The sequence below is a fragment of the Luteolibacter flavescens genome, from assembly GCF_025950085.1.
Classification (GTDB): Bacteria; Verrucomicrobiota; Verrucomicrobiia; order Verrucomicrobiales; family Akkermansiaceae; genus Haloferula; species Haloferula flavescens.
Window position 1 is genome coordinate 46,597 of sequence record NZ_JAPDDS010000003.1, and the last position, 19,853, is coordinate 66,449.

The window sequence follows — 19,853 nt, forward strand, 5'->3', positions numbered from 1 at the left end:
GGAGTGGAGGATCGCGGATGAACCGGATCATCCGCCGATCAGCAGATGCGGAATTTCCCGTCGGGAAGGATCAGGGAAAATGCAGGCCTCGGAAGATTTCCGCCCTACCCCTCACTTCGCCGGGAGCTTCTCCTTCGGCGGCGCCTTTTCCGGTGTCACGGCCTTCTCCCGCGGCAGCGGTAGGTCGTGCCGGAACCCGATCCGGTCGGCGGCAGCGGCGAGTTGCATGAGGCGGGAGTGGAAGACTGGATCGGTGGACTTGGCACCCTTGGGCAAGGAAACATCCAGCCGGCGCGGCAGGGATTTCCCTCCGGCATCATCGTCCGGACGGGAGGCGAATGCCTGGAGCAGCACGGGGTAAGGAATCAGCATTCCATCGAGGTAGAACTGGCCGCGTCCATTCATATCGAGCGCAACGGTAGAGGTCTTGAACAACCGGGCGCGCGCCCATCCGACAGCAGCGTCGGCGTCCTTGGATTCCATCAGCAGCTTCTCCAGCAGCGCGTTGGCACGCTGGAGCTCGCCGAGCTGCTCGGTGTGTCTTTCTTGGTCGGCCACCCCGCTGCTCACCTTGTCTAGCAGCGCTTGGTTCTCTTGCCGCAGTGCTTCGAATTCCGCGGGCAGTTGCGCTTCATTCGTGCTCATCCGCTGGATCTCTCCGAGCATCCGTTGGTTCGACTCGAGGAGATCGGAGAGGCGTTCCTTGTGATCGACGAGCTCGAGCTTCTGCCGATCCAGCTCGCGGTTCTTCCACTCCAGTTCCTCCTTGGCATCGAGTGCCCGCTTCATACCGATGGAGGTCCCCGCGGCACCGAGCATCAGAGCGGCCAGCAATGCGGTGCCCGCGACGACCGGGCCGCGATGGCGGCGGGCGAAGCGCTGCATGAGGTAGGCCACGCTAGGCGGGCGGGCTTCGACCGGCTTGTGCTGGAGATAGCGCAGCAGGTCCTCCGCGAAGGCACCGGCCGACTCGTAGCGGCGCTCGGGATCTTTCTCGAGGGCTTTCAGGACGATCCAATCGAGATCGCCACGCAGGGCGCGAGAAGAGATGGCGGCCCGGCCATCGGCATTGGAGGCGGCGGGAAAACCTGAAAGCCGGGTACTTGGCTTCGGCGGGATCACCTCGTGGATGAGCCGCCGGATCTCACCGTAGGGCACGCCGCGGAGCCGCTCGGGATCCAGAGGCGTCGTCCCGGTCAGGAGTTCGTGCAATACGACACCGAGCGAATAGATGTCACTGCGGGTGTCCACCGCCAGCGGGTGGAGTTCCGCTTGCTCCGGGCTCATGTACTGCGGGGTGCCGATCATCCGCCCCATCTGGGTGTGGAGGGTGATCCCGGAAGCTTCGGTACCGATCGCCTTGGCGATGCCGAAGTCGATCACCTTCACGACCGGTTCGCCGTCGTGGACAGACACGAGGAGGTTTGCGGGTTTCAGGTCGCGGTGGATGATACCTTTCTGATGCGCGTGCTGCACAGCCGCGCAGACGTCGGCGAATAGTCCCAAAGTCGCTGCGATCCCGAGATTGGCCTTGGTGCGGAAATCCGTGATCGGCACCCCCTCTACCAACTCCATGACGAAGTAGGGCCGCCCGCCTGCGGTGGTTCCCGCATCGTAGACCTTGGCGATGTGCGGGTGGTCCATCATCGCCAGCGCCTGGCGCTCCGCCTCGAAGCGGGAGATGATTTCCCGGGAGTCCATGCCCGGCTTTATCAACTTGAGCGCCACCTGGCGTCTCACCGGCGAGGATTGCTCCGCCAGATAGACCGTGCCGAATCCGCCCTCACCCAGTTGCCGGAGCAGCTTGAAGGGACCGATCGTGTCGCCTTCCCTTTCGGTGCGGGCATCGTCCCACAGGGGGTGGGCTGACGGCATCATGAAACTTTCGTCCGCAAGATGCGCGGCGACGAGCGACTCGACTTCCTTGAGCACGTCTCCGTCACCTCGGCAGACATCGGCGAGGTAGAGGGCGCGCTCCTCCGGCCCCGGGAGCTCCAAGGCATTCTGCAGAATCATCTCCAAGGAAGGTCGATCAGGCATGGCGGCAGGCGGGTGCGATCCCGCGGAATCCATCGCGCGGGATTATCCATGCGAAATCTTCCCGAAAAGTGGATCAAAAGATTTGCCCGGCGCGATGCGGAACCAGACACGCCTCCTTCAATCGTCCCGGTGCAGCTCGCGAAACAACCAGGCCCGCGCGTAGAGCCAGTCGCGCTTCGCGGTGGGAGTGGAGATGCCGAGTGCCTCTGCGGTTTCCTCGATGGTCATGCCCACGAAATAGCGCAATTTCACCACTTCGGCTTTGCGAGGCTCGATCAGAGCGAAGCGGTCAAGGATGCCGTGAATCGCGAGGATTTCGTCATCTTGGGCGACGGGAACGGCGATGGCATCTTCCGCGAAGCCTGTCCGCTGCAATCCGCCGCCGTGACGGACGGCCTGCCGGTATCTCGCCCGGTCGATGAGGATTCGCCGCATCGCCTCCGCGGCCGCGCTGAAGAAATGCCGGTTGCCTTCCCACCGGGGTTCTCCGGGCGAGAGCTTGAGGAATGCCTCGTGAACAAGAGCGGTTGCCTGCAACGTGGGAGCCTCCGCTTCCTGTCTCAGCCGCCAGGCCGCCAGCTTTCGCAGCTCACCGTAAACGAGCGGGATGAGATCCTCCGCCGCCTGCTTGTCGCCCTCACAGGCCGCATGGAGGACGCGGGTTATCTGGTCGCCTCCGGTTTCCTGTGTCTGCGCCATGGATGGGAATCTTGTCTGCCGGAATCCATCGGTCCGGCGAGCATCAAATTCCCGTCAGAGCCCGCGACGGCCTTCGAGGGCACGGGCGAGGGTGAGGGCGTCGGCGTGCTCGAGGCCGCCGCCGGCGGGCAGGCCCTGGGCGATGCGGGTGACGTGGCACTTCCCCTTCAGCAGGCCGGCGAGGTAGTTCGCGGTGGCCTCGCCTTCGACATCGGAGCCGGGGGCGAGGATGACTTCTGTGACGTGCTCGTGCTCGATGCGGCGGAGCAGCGGGCCGATGCGCAGGTCATCCGGCGTGACATTGTCGAGCGGCGAGAGCTTTCCCCCGAGGCAGTGGTAGCGGCCCTTGAAGGCACCGGAGCGCTCCAGCGGGAGGACATCCGTGGCCTGCTCGACGACGCAGAGGACGGAGTCGCGCGAGGGGTCCGAGCAAATCGCGCAGCGGTCGGCGGTGGCGAAGAACCCGCAGGTGGGGCATGCCACCACCTCGGCCTTCGCTTTCTCCAGTGCGGCGGCTAGCACCAGCGGCTCGGCGCGGGCGCTCTGGAGCAGCCAGATGGCGATCCGCTCCGCACTGCGCGGTCCCACACCGGGGAGGCGGCGGAGCTCGTCCACCAGCTTGCCGACGGCTTCGGGGTATTCGATGCGGGCCATGGAAAAGTCGGTCGGGGTCAGGCGTCGCCCGGCTCCTGGTGGCGGGTCGCGTAGATCATCGCCCACAGGCCGCCCCACACCAGCGCCAGCAGCGGCATGGTCACCTCCGCCAGATAGCCTGCCAGCGCGAGCACGGGGACCCACCCGATGGTGAGCACCACGGCGGTGGCCCACAGGACTGTGCGCCGCCAATTCCTCCGCGAGCCGAGCATGCTGCCAACGAGGCCGAGCACCATCGGGATGGTCCACAGCCACGGGACATACGACGGCAGGATGCGGAAATCCCCGCCAAGGCCGGTGGTCTGCACCCAGCCGGCGACGATCAGATCGACCTTTTGGGAAAAGCCGAGCAGCTCCAACACGCCCGCCAGGACCAGCGACATCCCGCCGATCGACGTCAGTGCGGCGAGCGGGTGGGCAGGTGGTTTTTGCGCGGAAGCGGACATCGGACGGGCGGAGAATAGGAAAAGCGGACGGGAAAGCTCAATCCCATTAACCCAGGGCTTCGAGCAAGAGCGCCAGATGGGCATCCGGCGAGACCTTTTCCAAGATCGCCTCGATGGTGCCATCCGCGCCGATGATGAAGGTGGTCCGCTCCGTGCCCATGAAGGTCTTCCCATACATCGACTTCTCCACCCAGACGCCGTAGGCCGTGACGATGGATTGGTCCTCGTCGGCGATGAGCGGATAGGGCAGGTCGTACTTGGTGATGAATTTCCGGTGCTTTTTCACCGGATCGATGCTCACGCCATAGATCCGGGCGGCAGCCTGCACGTCCGCCCAGCCGTCCCGCAGCGCGCAGGCCTGCTTCGTGCAGCCGGGGGTATCGTCCTTCGGGTAAAAGACCAGCACCACACGCTGGCCACGGAGGGCGGACAGAGTCACGGTAGCGTCCTCTCCATGTCCCTCCCCGGTGACGGGAGCGGTGAAATCCGGGGCGGGCGATCCGATGGCTGGCTTCATGAAGCGCCAAAATGCATCCCTGTCCGCCCGGTGCAAGGCTGGCAAGAAGTGGCAAAAATCCCGAACTCCCGGATTGACAAGGGAACGCACTCGCCTCAGCTTCCGCGCCCCGACTTCTAGGAAAACCATACCCAAATCGAATGAGCGATCGTAGCATGCGTGGAGTGAACGTGAAAAAGGGCGAGCCAGTGGATCGCGCCTTGAAGCGTCTGAAGACCAAACTCGACACCGAAGGCATCCTCGAAGAGATGCGCCGCCGCCGCTCCTTTGAGTCCGTGGCCGCCCGCAAGATTCGCAAGGCCCGTACCGCTCCGAAGCGCCACAAGGTGCGCTGGCGCTACACCAGCCCGGCCCAAGCCGCCAAGGCCGAAGAAGCCGCCGCTGCAGCCGCTGCCGCCAACGCGTAAAAACTTTCCGTTTTCCAAAGTCGATCAGGACGGACGCCTCGCAAGGGCGTCCGTTTTGCTTTTCCGGGGGAGAAGATCGGGGATGGGGACTTTTCCAACCGCGGATGGACGGGATGGACGCAGATGAAGAGGATGATGATTTGCGGATTTCCATCGCTGCTGTGATGGCCGACCCGTCTGGGGCTTGATCTGACCAAGGTCCGGGGGCTGGCTCCCCCGCCCTGCTCACGCCTCGTCGGCGAGGGTGACGTATTCGCTCTCGTGAAGCACGGCGGGCTTCCGCTTGCTCAGGAGCAGCCACCATTCGCGGATGCTGCCGAAGACGATGATGGAGACGAAGATGAGAAAGAGCGCGGTGATCGCCACATCCACCTTCGCATTGGTCAGCGACACCTGGGCCTTTTTGAGAGCCTCGCCGCTGAGGCCACCGGCGATGGCCGCTTCCAGTTTCTCGATGGTCGGAAGGAAGCCTGCGGCCTTCGGCAACCAGATCTTCATGATGCCCGCGGTGAAGGTGACGATGGTGAGGAAGATCATCGGCACCACGGTGCACCAGGCGTAGCGCGCCTTGCCCATCTTGATGAGGATGGTGGTGCCGAGGCAGAAGGCGATGACGGCCAGAAGTTGGTTCGCGATGCCGAAGATGGGCCACAGGCTCTTGGCGATGCCTTCCGGATCGATGGCCCCCTGATAGAGGAAATATCCCCACGCCGCGACGAGCAGGAAGGTGGAGATCACATTCGCCGTCCATGAGCCGGTGTCCCGCATCCTTGGAACGATCTGGCCGAGCAGGTCCTGGAGGATGAAGCGGCCGACCCGCGTGCCGGCATCGAGCGTGGTCAGGATGAACAACGCCTCGAACATGATGGCGAAGTGATACCACAGCGACAGCGCGGTATTCCCCGGGATGACCTTCGCAAACATCTGCGCCATGCCGACGGCGAAGGTGGGCGCACCGCCGACCTTGCCGATGATGTGCGGTTCGCCGAGATCGTGGGCGAGCTGTTCCATCTCCGCGCGCGTGACCGCGTACTCGGGGCCGTAGGAATTGATCTTCGCGATCTGGGCCTCGACGGCGGGGATATTGTTCGGATCGACGGGTGAATTGATCGCGAAGTACTGCCCCGGCTGGAGCGCACAGGCGGCAATGATCGCCATGAGCGCGACGAGCATTTCCACCACCATGGAGCCGTAGCCGACGAGACGGATGTCCTTCTCCCGGCCCAGCAGCTTCGGCGTGGTGCCGGAGGAAATCAGCGCGTGGAAGCCACTGATGGCCCCGCACGCGATGGTGATACAGACGAAGGGAAAGACCGGCCCGGTGACGACGAAGCCGGAGCCATCGATGAATGGCGTGACCGCGGGCATGTGCAGCGGGGGCGCGAGCAGGACGATGAAGACGGCGAGGATGGCGACCGTCCCGAGCTTCATGAAGGTGCTGAGGTAGTCGCGCGGAGCGAGCAGCAGCCATACGGGCAGGACGCTGGCAGCGAAGCCGTAGATCATGATGGCCCACGCGAGATCCGTGGAGCTCAGCGTGAGCGCCCTCGTCATTTCCGGCGTGAGGTATTTCCCCGCGACGACCGCAGCGAGGAGGCCGACCACTCCGAAGACGGACGTGGCGGTGACGCCGACCTTCCCGCTCTTGATCGCGATTCCCATCACCATCGCGAGCGGGATGGTGGCCGCGATGGTGAAGAGGCCCCACGGGCTCTCGGCAAGCGCCTTCACGACGACCAGTCCCAGCACCGCGAGGATGATCGTCATGATGGCGAGCAGGCTGATCATCGCGACGAGACCGATCACGGGATTCAGCTCCTCCTTCAGCATCTGGCCGAGGGACTTTCCCTTCCGCCGCATGGAGGCGAAGAGCACCACGGCATCGTGGACTCCGCCGCCGAGCGTCGCACCGACGAGGATCCACAAGGTGCCGGGCAGGTAGCCGAATTGCGCCGCAAGCACAGGCCCGACGAGCGGCCCCGGTCCTGCAATGGCGGCGAAGTGGTGGCCGAAGACCACCCACTTCGGCGTGGGGACGAAGTCCTTGCCGTCATTGCACGTGACTGCGGCCGGAGCCCGGCGGTCATCGATGGTGAGCACCTTTGCCACCAGCCACGCCGAGTAGAAGCGGTAGGACACGGCGAAGGTGCAGACGCCGGCCACCACGAGCCACAGCGCATTGACAGGCTCGCCACGCTGAAAGGCAGCCACCGACACCGCGGCGACACCGAGCAAGGAGATGGCGATCCAGAGAAGTATCCGGAGGAAGGGTTTCATCGCGATCAAGCCGACACCGGTGTCTTGGGTCACCGGTATCGACGAGACGGGAAGATGAGCGAAGTCGCGGCGGCTGGAAATGGGAAAGCGTGCCCTCTTTGGCAGCCCCCTGGGAGCGCCGGTCATTAGACCGGCCCCAGTGGTCGCTGACTGCTGGAGTCACCCGAGGTGCCCTCATCGCCTACCACTGGGAACGCGGAATTCATTCCGCCCGAGTGGTCCCTAAAAGCCCGCCGTGATAACTGCTTCCACCGCACGCGGAGCGATACGGACCACCATGGCACCTAGCGAAGCGTGCCACGCCAGCTCACTCGAGCGGAATAAATTCCGCGTTCCCAGTGGCGGGCGATGCGAGCCTTTGTGGTGCGTCGAAAAATTCGGGGCGGTCTCGCTCCCAGAGCGGGATGCTCCTGCGGAGCCTCCCTTGAAGCTACCGGGTCCGCACTTCCAGCAGTTCGAAGACCGGCGCAGGGACGTAGCGGCGGACCTGGTCTTCCCAGCCTTCGGGACCGATGAGACCCTTCACCATGCTCGACGAGACCTCGGCGATGTCGCGCGGGGGCATGAGGAAGCTGGTGGTGATGTGCGGCGCGAGGTCCGCATTGATGTGGCGCATCACGCGCTCGTACTCGTAGTCGTCCGGCCCGCGGATGCCGCGGAGGATGAAGCGGGCGTCCATTTCCTTCGCATAGTCCACCAGATAGCGGTTGTGGAAATGCGCGATGGTGAGGCGCTCGCACGAGGGCACCGAAGCACGCAGCACCTCGAGGCGTTCCTCGACGGTGAAGGTATAGCTCTTCGACGGATTGCTGCCGATGGCGACGATCAGGCGGTCGAACAGCTCCAGGCCTTGCTGGATCATCCAGAGATGACCATTCGTCGGAGGGTCGAAGGAGCCGGCATACACCGCGGTGCGCATGCGGGGAAAGTGGAGCGGGATCGCGGAACTTCCAAGTGCCAAGAATGAGCCGCTTTCCCGGGGCTCACGGAAGCGGAAGCGTGCCTTGATTCAGCACGGCGAGATCTCCCCAGCCAAAGGACGTGTGCAGCGTCGCCTCCAGGTAGCCCTTTGCCTCCGCGATCGCCTCGTGGAGATCCTTCCCCAGCGCGAGGCTGGCGGCGATGGCTGCGGAGAGCGTGCAGCCGGTGCCATGCGAGGCAGGCGTGGCGATCCGCGGCGAGCGGAACCACGTGGGCAGATCCTTTTCCATCAGCAGGTCCGCGCACTCCGGGCCGCCGAGGTGGCCGCCCTTCAGGAGCACGGCGCAGCCATGCCGGGCAGACAATTCGCGCGCGGCGCGCTCCATCGTCGCCTCGTCCCGGGCGGGGGAACCCCAGAGGACTTCGGCCTCGTCCAGATTTGGCGTGATGACGGTGGCCAGCGGGAAAAGCCGCTCCTTGTAGGCGGAGATGGCATTTTCCTCCAGCAGCGGATCGCCGGTGGAGGCGATCATCACGGGATCGATCACCAGCGGGATGCCGGGGTATTGCTGGAGGATCTCGGTGACGGCCACGATGTGGGCCTTCGAGAAAAGCATGCCGGTCTTGATCGCCGCCACGGGGAAGGCATCGAGCATCACGCGGAGCTGGTCCTGCAGGATGGCCGGGGGCACGGCGTGGACGGAGCGCACGACCTTCGGCGTCTCGGCCACCACACAGGTGACGGCGGTCAGGCCGAAGATGCCGAAATGCTGGAAGGTCTTCAGGTCGGCCTGCAATCCGGCGCCAGCGGAGCAGTCGGAGCCGGCGATGGTCAGGGCGACGGGCGGGGAGGCATTCATTCCGAGGAAAAGTTAGACAGCTCCGGGGCAAAGGTCAAAGCACGCCAATACGTCATCGACAGGTCCGGGGGATCTGGCATCCCATGCATTCCGTCATGGACGAGTATTCACCCTACCAGACGCCGCACAGTGCCGCCCCGCCTGCCCTGCCGCAGGGGCCGCCACCCCAGTCGGTGAAGGTTTTCGGAATCCTGCACCTCGTCCTGGCGGGTCTTGGGGTCATCTTCGCCCTCATTGGCTTCTTCTCAACGCAGTTCCAGTCGATGATCCACTCCATGAACCCCGACGATCCCTCGATCGTCGTGCAGCGGAAGTATCAGGAGGACCTATGGCCCATCTCCGTGATGACCAGCATGTTCTACCTGGGCCTTGCTGCGCTCCTGCTGGTGGCCGGGCTGAAGCTCGTCCGGGAAAAGGCGGACGGCGTGATGTGGTCGCACCGGTACGCCTGGACGTCCATCGTCACGAAGGTGATCTCGCTGGTGGTCACCGTGGCCTATGTGCTCCCGCTGACGAACCGCTTGATGGGAGAAGTCTTGGGAGACACCCGCGGGCTGCCTGCTGGCTCGTCCCAGACCATCATGAACGTGACGAAGTCATTCACGACCATCTCCTCGATTCTCACGCCGATCATCGCCTGCATCTACCCGGCGCTGGCCCTCTACTTCCTCAGCCGCCCGGCCGTGAAGGCATGGGTCATCCGCGCCTCCGGGCGATGAGCATCAGGCCCAGCCCGGGACCGTGAGCCGGAACTCCGGGATGCGGGTGAAAACCCACTCGCCCTCTTCAGTTTCGCCGAAAAAGGCTCCCTCCGCCGTCCCGTCGCCGCGGGTGACGTGGTAGCTGTTGTAGGAGAAATTTTCGCCCGGCCCCAGCACCGGGCTCTGGCCGACCACGCCATCGCCCTCGACGACGGTCACCTCGCCATCGTCCTCGCGCACGACCCACTTGCGGCCGCGGATGGTCACCCTTTCCTCGGACTCGTTCTTGATGGAAATGAAGTACACGAAGGGATGCGGGCGCTCGTCGGGAGCGTCCAGACTGGGCATGTAGATCACGTCATCCACCTTGACGCTCAGCCCGTCCAGTTTCCTCAGCATCGGGGTCATGTCCTGCGACCTTGAACGACTCGCGCGGGCCGTGCCAAGCCGCAAGCGAGGTTTTTTCAGTGCCCATTCGGCGACCGGAAAGGCCCTGATATGTGTCACTTGCCACGATTTTCTGGCGGCAGGCGGCGTCTCCTGCTAGGCCCGCATCGGGTCGGATCTCCGGGTTTGCCCCGCATCTCCCCCTCCCCCATGCCCCTGCCTCCCCCGCCCTCCTCCATGAAACCCGGTCCCCTGAGGAGCTTCTTCCTCATCCTCGCCGTTCTCATTCTCCTGACCATCGTCATCAGCCCCGTGCTCACCGTGTGGACCATCCGCCGGGACGCGAACCGCATCGTCTCGGACTCCCTGCAGGGCCTCGCGACCAGCAGCCTGGCGACCATGCAGATGTCCGAGGGCTTTCTCGATACCACGCGCGCCGTAAGCGGCCGTGGCATGGCAGGCCCGGAACTGGCCGCGAGCCTCGGCGAACGCAGCCGTGCCACTGATGCGCAATACACCGCCCACCGCGAGACGCTCCAGACCGACTCCGAGCGCGCCGCATTTGACCGGCTGACCGCGACGAAGGACGACTACCGCGCCACGCGAAAGGCCGTCGTGGACCTCATCACCGCCGGGCAGATGCAGGAAGCCGACGCGCTTTTCGAATCCGAGTGCGTGCCGAAATTCCACGCCTACGCGCAGGCGCTGGGAAATCTGGTGGAGCACAATGCCGCTGAGGCGCGTGCCGGTGGCGCGGAGATCATCCGGCTCTGCCACGTGCTCCTCGGCGTGCAGGCGCTGCTGCTGGTGTTCTTTTTCATCTACGGCTTCTTCGTCCCGCTGACCGCCGTGATGGAGCGGCTGTCACGGAACCCCATCGTGGTCCGCCGCTGAATCCCCCCTTCCCACCTTATCCCTCCCTCACCATGGACCTCGCCGACGAATCTCCCCGGGGAATCGCCGCCTACGACACCGCCGGTGGCCGCGGCATGAGCGTGCTCAATGCCATGTACTACCTCTTCAAGCCCTTCCTGCCCCAGACGGTGCGCTACACGATGAGGAGGCTGCGCGCGAACTACAAGCTGCAGACCGCGAAGGACTGGCCAATCATGCTCTCCGCGGGCGAGGCTCCCGCCGGATGGCCGGGGTGGCCGGATGGCAAGCAATTCGCCGTGGTGCTGACCCACGATGTCGAGGGCCCCGTCGGCTTGGAGCGTTGCCACCAGCTCGCCGCGCTCGAGCTGAAGCACGGCTTTCGCTCCTCCTTCAATCTCATCCCGGAAGGCGGCTACGAGGTCACCCCGGAATTCCGCAAGTCGCTCACCGATCTGGGCTTTGAAATCGGCGTCCATGATCTCCGCCACGATGGCTCGCTGTATCGCTCGAAGAAGTCCTTCGACGAATGCTCAGTGGCCATCAACGGGCACCTCCGCGAGTGGCGTGCGGTCGGCTTCCGGGCGGGCTTCATGTTCCACAATCTGGAGTGGCTGAAGAACCTGGACATCGACTACGACGCCTCGACCTTCGACACCGATCCCTTCGAGCCGCAACCCGACGGCGCGGGCACCATCTTCCCCTTCGTCGTGAAAGGCAGCACCCCGGAAGAAAGCTACGTCGAGCTGCCCTACACGCTGCCGCAGGATGTGACGCTCTACCTGATCCTGCGCCAGCAGACGAACGAGATCTGGTGCGAGAAGACCGACTGGCTCGCCGAACGCGGAGGCATGGTGCTGGCAAATGTCCACCCGGACTACGTCGCCTTCGACGGACGGAAGCCGACCATCAGCGAATTCGACGCGGCGCTCTACGAGGATTTCCTCTGCCACATCAAGGAGAAGCATGCAGGCCGCTATTGGAACCCGCTGCCCCGGGAAATGAGCCAGTACATCGCCGGAATGCCCGCAGCCTCACCGCTTGCCACCCGTGCCGCCGCCCCCTAGGGTGCGCGCCCCGTGACTCCGGAAGAACAGCTCAAAATCCTGACCGCCGGCACCGTGAAGGTGCTCTCCGAAAAGGAACTTCTCGAAAAACTCCGCCTCGGCCGGCCCCTGCGCATCAAGCTCGGGCTCGATCCGACGTCGCCGGACATCCACCTCGGCCATACCGTGGTCTTCGAGAAAATGCGGCAGTTCCAGCAGCTCGGCCACCAGATCGTGATCATCATCGGTGACTTCACTGCGACGATCGGCGACCCCTCCGGCCGCTCCGCGACCCGCCCGCCGCTCTCCCGCGAGGACGTGCTGGTCAATGCCGAGACCTACACCACCCAGCTCTTCAAGCTGCTCGACAAGGAGAAGACCGAGATCGTCTACAATGGCGACTGGTTCCGGAAGATGACCTTCGAGGACGTGCTGCGCCTGAATGCCCGCGTCACCATGCAGCAGATGCTCCAGCGTGAGGATTTCCGCAACCGCATCGACAAGGGCCAGGAAGTCCGGCTCCACGAGATCCAGTACCCCATCGTTCAGGGCTGGGACTCCGTGGAAGTCCGCGCCGATGTCGAGCTGGGAGGCACCGACCAGCTTTTCAATCTCCTCGTGGGCCGGGACCTCCAGAAGGAGGAAGGCCAGCCACAGCAGGTGGTGATCACCATGCCGCTGCTGGAAGGCCTCGACGGCGTGAAGAAGATGTCGAAGTCCTACGGCAACTACGTCGGCGTCAGCGATGCCCCGCAGGACATGTTTGGCAAGCTGATGAGCGTGTCCGACGAGCTGATGTTGCGCTACTACCTGCTGCTGCTCGGCGAGACGCTCGATCCCGCCATCCATCCGATGGAGGCGAAGAAGTCGCTCGCGGAGAAGATCACGCGACGCTTCCACGGCGACGAGGCCGGAGCAGGCGCGCGCGCGGACTGGGACACGCGCTTCTCGAAAAAGGACCTCATTAGTGCAGATCTGCCGGAGCTGGCCATCGCCGACCTGCCTGCCGAGTTGAATGTCCTGACGCTCACCGCGCATGGCTTCAAGGCCGCCTTCGGGCTGGAGAAGTCGAATGGCGAGCTGCGGAAGCAATTCATCACCACCGGTTCCGTGCAGCTCAATGGCGAGAAGCTCACCGAGCCCTCCGCCACGGTCGCGCCGCAGCCGGGCGACGTGCTGAAGCTCTCGAAAAAGCACGCGGTGCGCTTCATCTGACCCGTGACGGGACACATGCGGAACATCGGTCCAGCCGATGTTCCGCACGAGATTATGGATTGTTGAAAAGCCGCCTTTGCCGGTCACCTTGTTCCGTTCCCATAACCCGGGAACCCAAGGCCCGGATGACGCATCAATCCACAACCCCGCGCAGCGCGATCGCCCCGGAACGACCGTTCACGGGCCGTCTCGCGGTGACGCCTCCCTTTCACCGGCAGTGGATGCTGGCGGGAAATCCGGCGCGATTCTTCGAGCGCCTCATCCGTGACCATGGCGACTTCGTCCGCTACCGCGGCATCATCAGCTTCCACCTGATCAATCACCCGGAGCTGGTGCATCAGGTGCTGAAGGCGACCCACCGGCAATTCGACAAGAACAGCCGCGTTTACAACCGCTTCAGGAATGCCTTTGGCGACGGACTGGTGACGGCCGAGGGAGAGCGGTGGAAGCGCCAGCGCAAGATGCTGCACCCCATCTTCAGCTCGGCATCGATCAGGCGGTTCTTCGACCTGATGCTGGAGTCCGCAAATGCCACCGCGGAGCGATGGTCGGTCCGTGCGAGGAGCGGCGAGGTCTTCAACATGGCCGCCGAGATGGATCACCTGATGCTGGAGATCGCAGGACGCGCGTTCTTCAGCCAGGCATTTGACCGCACGGCCGACCGCATCAGCGGATGGACGCATGCGATCAACCGCTACTGCGCGATCCCTCCCCTGCCCGTCATTTCCGACCTGCGCTTTCCCACGCCGCTCAATCTGAAACTCCGGCGCGTGCTTTCGGAGTATCGTGACTTCGTCCGCGATGTGATCCGTGATCGCATGGCCGGCGGAATGAAGGATGATCTGTTAGGAGTGCTGCTCACGTCCAAGGACGAGGACACCGGCGAACCGATGGGCGAGGAAGACATCGCGGAAGAAGTGCTGGGCATGATCATCGGCGGCCATGAGACCAGCTCCACAGCGATGACCTGGATCTGGCACGAGCTTCACCACCATCCTCGGATCGAGCAGCGGCTGGTGGAAGAAATCGAAGCGGTATGCGGCAATGCTCCCGTCACCCTCGACCAGCTTCCCCACCTGCGGCTCACGACCATGGTGATCCAGGAGACGCTGCGGCTCCACCCGCCCTTTTGGTTCGAGAACCGCAACACGATCTCCGACGTCGAGCTTGGCGGCGTGATCATTCCCCGTGGCTCGATGATCGTCTTCAGCCGTTACTCCGTGCAGCGGCATCCCGACTTCTGGGAGTGCCCGGATGAGTTCCGCCCGGAACGCTTCGATCCGGAAAGCCCGGAGAATGGCGAAGGATCTCGCGCCTTCATCCCCTTCGGCAGCGGCCCGCGCGTGTGCATCGGCAGGCACTTCGCGATGATGGAGCTGGTCGTCATCCTCGTCACCATCCTGCAGCGCTACCGCGTGATCGTGGACGCCAGCGATCGCCATGAGATGGCGGCACGCATGACCATGGTGCCGAAGCACGGGCTGAAAGTCCGCCTCGAAACCCGCACCGATTTCCTCCCCGCATGAAGGCCTTCCCATTCCTCACCGACTACGTCAACCAGACCTTCGCGAATGAGAAGCAGCGCTGGGACTACGTCTTCCTGCGGCCCATTCTCCAGGTCTTCTACTTCTTCATGAGGATCTTCCTCTTCCCGATGAAGTACCTGATCCACCGGCGGCCCTATGGCTTCGAGGCGCGGTGCATCGATGGCGTGCTCGCCTTCGGCATGAAATACTTCGCCACGGTGGAGGCGGTGGAGATGGTGGTGCGCCACGTGCAGATCGAGCCGCTGCTCTACCGGCACCTGCTGGCGGAGGACTCTCACGTCGAGGGCACGAAGCGGAAATTCAACGGCATCGACGGCGACTACAACGTGGACAGCCTGCGCGAGATGGTGCGGAACAACCTGACCATCGGCCACGACGAGCTGTCGTACGAGTTGGTGGACCGCTTCGACAAGGAGGCCTTCCTGGCCGACCTCGACCGCATCCGCAGCCGCATGCCCGAGGACCACATGCTCTACAGCAAGCGCGCGATGGACGCGACGCGGGAGCACTCGATGGAGCTGATCGGCGTGACGAACGTGGTCATCATGATCGTCATCGTCATCACGATCTTCGGCGACCTGCGGACCACGGTGAAGGCGTTGAATTCCTTCGACTCGGATGCCGTGCTGCTGTGGGCGATGAAGCATCTCTACGCCCATGACCAGACGGTGCTGACGGACCTCGACTTCTACCTGCAGGGCGAGACGAACCGCGGCCACTACAACAGCAACGTCTTCTTCTCCAGCCCCAGCCTCTACCTCCACAACCACATCGCCTTCGATGAATACGCCTATCAGGTGCTGAGGGAGCGCCCGCCGATCCCCGGCCCGAAGCCCGCCTTGTCATGAACTGCTACATCACCGGAACCGGATCCTTCCTGCCGGGCGAGCCCGTCGCGAATGCGGCCATCCCGGACTACATGGGAGAGCTGCCGGACGAGGCGCTGGTCCGCCGGAAGATCCTCCGCATGAACGGGATCAAGTCCCGCCACTACGCGCTCGATCGCGAGCAGCGGGCGACGCACGACGTTTACGAAATGGCGGCGCTCGCGGCGAAGGCATGCCTCGATGGAAAGCCGCGCGGCATCACCTATCTCTCCGCCGGCTCGACGAATGCCCCGCTGGTCGGCCCCGGCCTCTCCAGCATCCTGCACTCGCGCCTCGCCGACCACGGGCTGGCTACCGATGCGCTGGAGATCAACTCGAACGCCGGGATCTGCACGTCGTCCGCGCAGGCATTCGTCAATGCGTGCCGCGCGGTGGCCTCGGGCGATCATCGCGAGGCGCTCTGCATCGGCGTGGAGCAACCGTCGGACATCCTGAAATCAAGCGTGATCCGGCCACCCGACGATCGCGACGAGCATGCGGAGCATCCGACCGGCTCGAAGTGGTTCATGTCCGTCTTCCTCCGCTCCATGCTCTCCGACGGAGCGGGTGCCGCACTGTTGTGCGGCGAGCCGGCGAGGGACCGGATCTCTTATCAGGTGGACTGGACCTACTCGCGCTCCTTCGCCCATGAGACCCCTCTCTGCATGAGCCTGGAGAGCCGCAGCCTGCTGCTCAGCCAGGACGTGGCAATCCTCGCGCGGCACATGAAGCCCTGCGTGGACCAGCTCATGCGCGGTGCGATGGAGCGTCATGGGGCAAGGCTCGCGGACTACCGCGTGGTGCTGCCGCATCTTTCGTCCTTCTACTTCAAGAGCTACATGCTCGATGTGCTGAAGGAGCTGGGCGATGGCGCCGAGATCGACCACTGGACCAATCTCGAAACCGCCGGAAACACCGGTGCCGCCAGCATCTACATCATGCTGGACGAATACACGCGCAGCCACGCCCCGGCCCATGGCGAGAAGCTGCTGCTCTTCATCCCGGAGTCCGGGCAATTCAACTTCGTCGTCGTCAGCCTCACCACCATCCATCCGTCATGAGCACCAAACGACTCGCCATCATAGGGGCCGGCAGCAGCGGCCTGGTCACGCTGAAGCACGCGCTGGAGCGCCTGCCCGGCTGGGAGATCACCTGCTTTGAAAAAGGCGGTACCACGGTGGGACGCTGGGGGAATCCCTATCCCGGCTTTTTCTCGACCTCGACGAAGTACACGACGCAATTCGCCTGCCACAAGAAGTGGGACTCCAGCGCGGACCCTGCCCAGAGAGAGGCGAAGGGCGACTTCTTCAAGGGCGATGAATACGGACGCTACCTGATGGATTTCGTGGCGAAGAACAACCTCGCGCCCCACATCCACCTGCACACCAGGATCAGCCGCATCTCCCGCGATCCGCAGGGATGGCGGCTCACCATCGACGACGGCGAGACCCGCGAGGAAGTCTTTGACCGACTGGTGATATGCACCGGCCTGGCGGAAAACGTGAACGCGATCAATGCGCCGATCCCCACGGTGACGCCTTACGATCCGGTCCCTTCCGGCAAGACCGTCGTCGTCTTCGGCGGCGGTGAATCGGCAGCGGACTTCGCCCATCGCCTCGCGGATCCGAAGCTGGGCAACAAGGTGTATCTTTCCCTGAAGGATGGCATCCGCGTGAGCCCGCGCTATCACCCGATCCGCGGCGTGCCGTCCGACTTCCTGCGGAATCGCCTGCTGCTCTCGATCCACCCCGACCTGCGGAATGCTATCGGCCAGAAATTCGTGGAAGCGCGCATCCGGCATCAGGAGTGGTTCGAGCGCGTCTTCAAGTCCTCGCCTCCCGGCCCGGAGCAAACCCCGAGCTTTCAGGAAAGGCGCAAGCACTGGGACGCGAAGCTGACCGCCCGGGCAAAGGACGATCTCTTCAATGTCTTCCACACGAAGAGCGACGGCTTCCTCGACGATGTGGCGGACGGCCGCATCCAGATCATCGGCCCGCCGACCGACGAAAGCCACCGGCGCTATCATGACTTCGACCGCACGACGACGGTGGAGGTGGAGCCGGACATGCTGTGCCCGATGATCGGCTTCCGCTCCGGCCTGGCGGCGCTCTCCGGCGGGGAGATCCTGATCACGGACTTCCACCTCGCCTGCCTGCATGCGCGCCACGACGATCTTTTCCTCGTCGGCTTCGCCCGCCCCATCATCGGGAATATCCCGACAATGAGCGAGATGCAGGCGAAGCTGGTGACCGGCATCATGGCGGGCTGGTACGAGCGCCCGGCGGATCTGGCGTCAAAGCAGGCGGAGAGCCGCGCGCGGCTGCTGCGGGACTTCCCCACGCTGAATACCGAGACGATCCACCCGGTGGAGATGTTTCCCTACTGCGACGAGCTCGCCCGGCTGATGGGCAGCTTTCCCTCGCTGCGGAAGGTCGGCTCCTTCCGCCGATGGATGAAGATCCAGCTCTCTCCCGCTTCGACGCTCCAGTATATGGACGACGACTACAATACGCGCGAAATGGACGAGCAGGTGATCCACACCCCGCCGGTGATCACCGTGCTGCTGGTGGCGATCAAGCTGCTGCTGGACCTGCCCTACCGGCTCGTCAGGGGCCCGCTCGCGCGGAGGCATTCGCAAACTTCGCTTCCCTTGGTGCCCGAGCGACCGTAATTCCTCCGGCCATGCCTGAACTGCCCATCCTCTACATCAAGCCCGGCTGCCCGTGGTGCGATGACGTCGTGAACTACCTGTCCAAGAAAAAGATCCCTGTGAAGGTGATGGTCGTCACCGGCAATCGAGAGGCGATGCAGGAGATGATCGATCTCTCCGGCCAATCAAAGGCCCCGACCATGGACTGGCACGGCGACGTGCTCGCGGACTTCGGCGTGGAGGAGCTGGTGCCCTTCCTGCAGGAGCGCGGGGTCATCTGATCCCGTTCCATTTCACAGCCAGGCCCTCCGGACGGCGGGCCTGGCATCCCGGAAAAGGAAAACCCGCTGACCGAGTCTGGGGGGACATGGTCAGCGGGTTTTCCCGGGGTGTGCGTGTGTGTCAGAGTCTGTGGGGAGAGACCGGGGTGTCTTTTGGGGAGAGACTGCTGGTTTGCCTGGGGAGAGGCTGCTTGCCTGTGGGGAGAGGCTGGTTTTGCAAGTGTCGGCCGGCGGGGAAGTCGGCGTTGCTTACGTGGGAGATCATGTCCGATTTTTCCCCTCTTGCCATTACGCCATCGCGTATTTGCAGGAAAAACTTGCAGATTTTTGCAGGATCTACCGCCCCTCTTGAAATGAGAAACCCGCTGACCAGATCGGGGGGATCCTGGTCAGCGGGCTTTCCCGCGGGGGTGTGTCGTGTGTTCTGCTGAGCCTTCGGGGGGAAAGCCTCGGTCGTCTTGGGGGAGAGACTGTTTTGCAAGTTTCGGCCTTGGAGGATCGGCGTTGCTTACGTGGGACATCATGTCCGATTTTCCCCGTGTCACAATAACGCCATGACGTATCCGTAGGATTGCGAAGGGATTGGTCGGCGGCGGACACGGAAAGGACCGGCATGAAAATGAGAAACCCGCTGACGATGTCGGGGGGATCATCGGCAGCGGGCTTTCCCGTGGGGTGTATTTTCCCGCGTCTTCGGGGGGAGAGAGCAGGTGTCTTTGGGGAGAGACTGTTTGCAAGTTTCGGCCTTGGGGGGATCGGCGTCGCTTACGTGGGACATCATGTCCGATTTTTCCCATGTCACAATAACGCCATGACGTATCAGTAGGATTGCGAGTCTCCGGGGCCGCCGCTCACGCTCCTACTTCCCGGAAAAGGAAAACCCGCTGACCGAGTCTGGGGGGACATGGTCAGCGGGTTTTCCCGGGGTGTGCGTGTGTGTGAGTCTGTGGGGAGAGACCGGGGTGTCTTTTGGGGAGAGACTGTTGGTTTGCCTGGGGAGAGGCTGCCTGTCTGCGGGGAGAGACTGGTTTTGCAAGTGTCGGCCGGCGGGGAAGTCGGCGTTGCTTACGTGGGAGATCATGTCCGATTTCCCCCCTCTTGCCATTACGCCATCGCGTATTTGCAGGAAAAACTTGCAGATTTTTGCAGGATCTACCGCCCCTCTTGAAATGAGAAACCCGCTGACCAGATCGGGGGGATCCTGGTCAGCGGGCTTTCCCGCGGGGGTGTGTCGTGTGTTCTGCTGAGCCTTCGGGGGGAAAGCCTCGGTCGTCTTGGGGGAGAGACTGTTTTGCAAGTTTCGGCTTCGGGGGATCGGCGTCGCTTACGTGGGACATCATGTCCGATTTTCCCCATGTCACAATAACGCCATGACGTATCCGTAGGATTGCGTGCTTTCAGACGCTTTTGGGTGCCCTCAGTCCCGGAAAATGAAAAACCCGCTGACCGAGTCTGGGGGGACATAG

Annotated in this window: 19 protein-coding genes; 10 read left to right on the forward strand and 9 right to left on the reverse strand. The window is 63.6% G+C overall.

Translation table 11 applies throughout. The annotated features are described in order from the left end of the window. Nucleotides 1-111: 111 nt before the first annotated feature. From OKA04_RS05985 to OKA04_RS06005, 5 genes are all read right to left on the reverse strand, one after another. Nucleotides 112-2,016, reverse strand: a complete 1,905-nt coding sequence (locus tag OKA04_RS05985; protein WP_264500232.1) for a serine/threonine-protein kinase — start codon at nt 2,014-2,016, stop codon at nt 112-114. A gap of 141 nt (nt 2,017-2,157) precedes the next feature. Then, on the reverse strand, nt 2,158-2,739 hold the full coding sequence (locus OKA04_RS05990) for an ECF-type sigma factor (RefSeq protein ID WP_264500233.1): 582 nt from the start codon (nt 2,737-2,739) through the stop codon (nt 2,158-2,160). A 54-nt stretch (nt 2,740-2,793) separates the two neighbouring features. Next, a complete protein-coding gene (gene recR / locus OKA04_RS05995) occupies nt 2,794-3,393 on the reverse strand; it encodes a recombination mediator RecR (RefSeq protein ID WP_264500234.1) in 600 nt (199 codons plus the stop codon). A gap of 17 nt (nt 3,394-3,410) precedes the next feature. After that, complete coding sequence (locus OKA04_RS06000; protein WP_264500235.1) at nt 3,411-3,839, reverse strand: hypothetical protein; 429 nt, start codon at nt 3,837-3,839, stop codon at nt 3,411-3,413. 46 nt (nt 3,840-3,885) lie between these two features. Next, nucleotides 3,886-4,356, reverse strand: coding sequence for a peroxiredoxin (locus OKA04_RS06005; protein ID WP_264500236.1), 471 nt, complete (start codon nt 4,354-4,356; stop codon nt 3,886-3,888). Between the two features lie 140 nt (nt 4,357-4,496). On the opposite strand from OKA04_RS06005, the gene rpsU reads away from it, so the two are divergent. Continuing rightward, nucleotides 4,497-4,763, forward strand: coding sequence for a 30S ribosomal protein S21 (gene rpsU, locus OKA04_RS06010; RefSeq protein WP_264500237.1), 267 nt, complete (start codon nt 4,497-4,499; stop codon nt 4,761-4,763). Nucleotides 4,764-4,988: 225 nt separating this feature from the next. Here the strand turns inward: rpsU and OKA04_RS06015 are convergent, their stop codons facing one another. The 3 genes from OKA04_RS06015 to thiD all read right to left on the reverse strand — a co-directional run bounded on the left by OKA04_RS06015 (nt 4,989) and on the right by thiD (nt 8,821). Next, a complete protein-coding gene (locus OKA04_RS06015; protein WP_264500238.1) occupies nt 4,989-7,040 on the reverse strand; it encodes a carbon starvation CstA family protein in 2,052 nt (683 codons plus the stop codon). Between the two features lie 430 nt (nt 7,041-7,470). Beyond that, on the reverse strand, nt 7,471-7,959 hold the full coding sequence (gene coaD / locus OKA04_RS06020) for a pantetheine-phosphate adenylyltransferase (RefSeq protein ID WP_264500239.1): 489 nt from the start codon (nt 7,957-7,959) through the stop codon (nt 7,471-7,473). Nucleotides 7,960-8,023: 64 nt separating this feature from the next. Continuing rightward, the gene (gene thiD / locus OKA04_RS06025; protein WP_264500240.1) at nt 8,024-8,821 is read right to left on the reverse strand and encodes a bifunctional hydroxymethylpyrimidine kinase/phosphomethylpyrimidine kinase; all 798 of its coding nucleotides are present in this window, start codon (nt 8,819-8,821) and stop codon (nt 8,024-8,026) included. A 95-nt stretch (nt 8,822-8,916) separates the two neighbouring features. Here thiD and OKA04_RS06030 point away from each other — a divergent pair, with 95 nt between their 5' ends. Next, nucleotides 8,917-9,540: a hypothetical protein gene (locus tag OKA04_RS06030; protein ID WP_264500241.1), complete on the forward strand. Its 624-nt coding sequence runs from the start codon at nt 8,917-8,919 to the stop codon at nt 9,538-9,540. A 3-nt stretch (nt 9,541-9,543) separates the two neighbouring features. Here OKA04_RS06030 and OKA04_RS06035 read toward each other — a convergent pair whose 3' ends face one another. Continuing rightward, a complete protein-coding gene (locus OKA04_RS06035) occupies nt 9,544-9,930 on the reverse strand; it encodes a Co(2+)/Mg(2+) efflux protein ApaG (protein ID WP_264500242.1) in 387 nt (128 codons plus the stop codon). A gap of 216 nt (nt 9,931-10,146) precedes the next feature. Here OKA04_RS06035 and OKA04_RS06040 point away from each other — a divergent pair, with 216 nt between their 5' ends. The 8 genes from OKA04_RS06040 (at nt 10,147) to OKA04_RS06075 (ending at nt 18,387) form a co-directional block, all read left to right on the forward strand. Then, nucleotides 10,147-10,803: an MCP four helix bundle domain-containing protein gene (locus tag OKA04_RS06040; RefSeq protein WP_264500243.1), complete on the forward strand. Its 657-nt coding sequence runs from the start codon at nt 10,147-10,149 to the stop codon at nt 10,801-10,803. A gap of 32 nt (nt 10,804-10,835) precedes the next feature. Continuing rightward, entirely contained in the window at nt 10,836-11,849 is a 1,014-nt protein-coding gene (locus tag OKA04_RS06045; RefSeq protein ID WP_264500244.1) for a polysaccharide deacetylase family protein, read from the forward strand. A gap of 12 nt (nt 11,850-11,861) precedes the next feature. Then, entirely contained in the window at nt 11,862-13,043 is a 1,182-nt protein-coding gene (tyrS, locus tag OKA04_RS06050) for a tyrosine--tRNA ligase (protein WP_264500245.1), read from the forward strand. Between the two features lie 125 nt (nt 13,044-13,168). Beyond that, nucleotides 13,169-14,569 (forward strand): cytochrome P450, encoded by a 1,401-nt coding sequence (locus OKA04_RS06055; RefSeq protein WP_264500246.1) that lies wholly within the window; start codon nt 13,169-13,171, stop codon nt 14,567-14,569. Continuing rightward, on the forward strand, nt 14,566-15,438 hold the full coding sequence (locus OKA04_RS06060; RefSeq protein WP_264500247.1) for a DUF6999 family protein: 873 nt from the start codon (nt 14,566-14,568) through the stop codon (nt 15,436-15,438). Before OKA04_RS06055 ends, OKA04_RS06060 begins: the two co-directional genes overlap by 4 nt. Next, nucleotides 15,435-16,517: a hypothetical protein gene (locus OKA04_RS06065; RefSeq protein ID WP_264500248.1), complete on the forward strand. Its 1,083-nt coding sequence runs from the start codon at nt 15,435-15,437 to the stop codon at nt 16,515-16,517. Before OKA04_RS06060 ends, OKA04_RS06065 begins: the two co-directional genes overlap by 4 nt. Beyond that, complete coding sequence (locus OKA04_RS06070) at nt 16,514-18,127, forward strand: FAD/NAD(P)-binding protein (RefSeq protein ID WP_264500249.1); 1,614 nt, start codon at nt 16,514-16,516, stop codon at nt 18,125-18,127. Before OKA04_RS06065 ends, OKA04_RS06070 begins: the two co-directional genes overlap by 4 nt. Nucleotides 18,128-18,138: 11 nt before the next feature. Further along, nucleotides 18,139-18,387, forward strand: coding sequence for a glutaredoxin family protein (locus OKA04_RS06075; protein ID WP_264500250.1), 249 nt, complete (start codon nt 18,139-18,141; stop codon nt 18,385-18,387). The last annotated feature ends 1,466 nt before the right edge of the window (nt 18,388-19,853 follow it).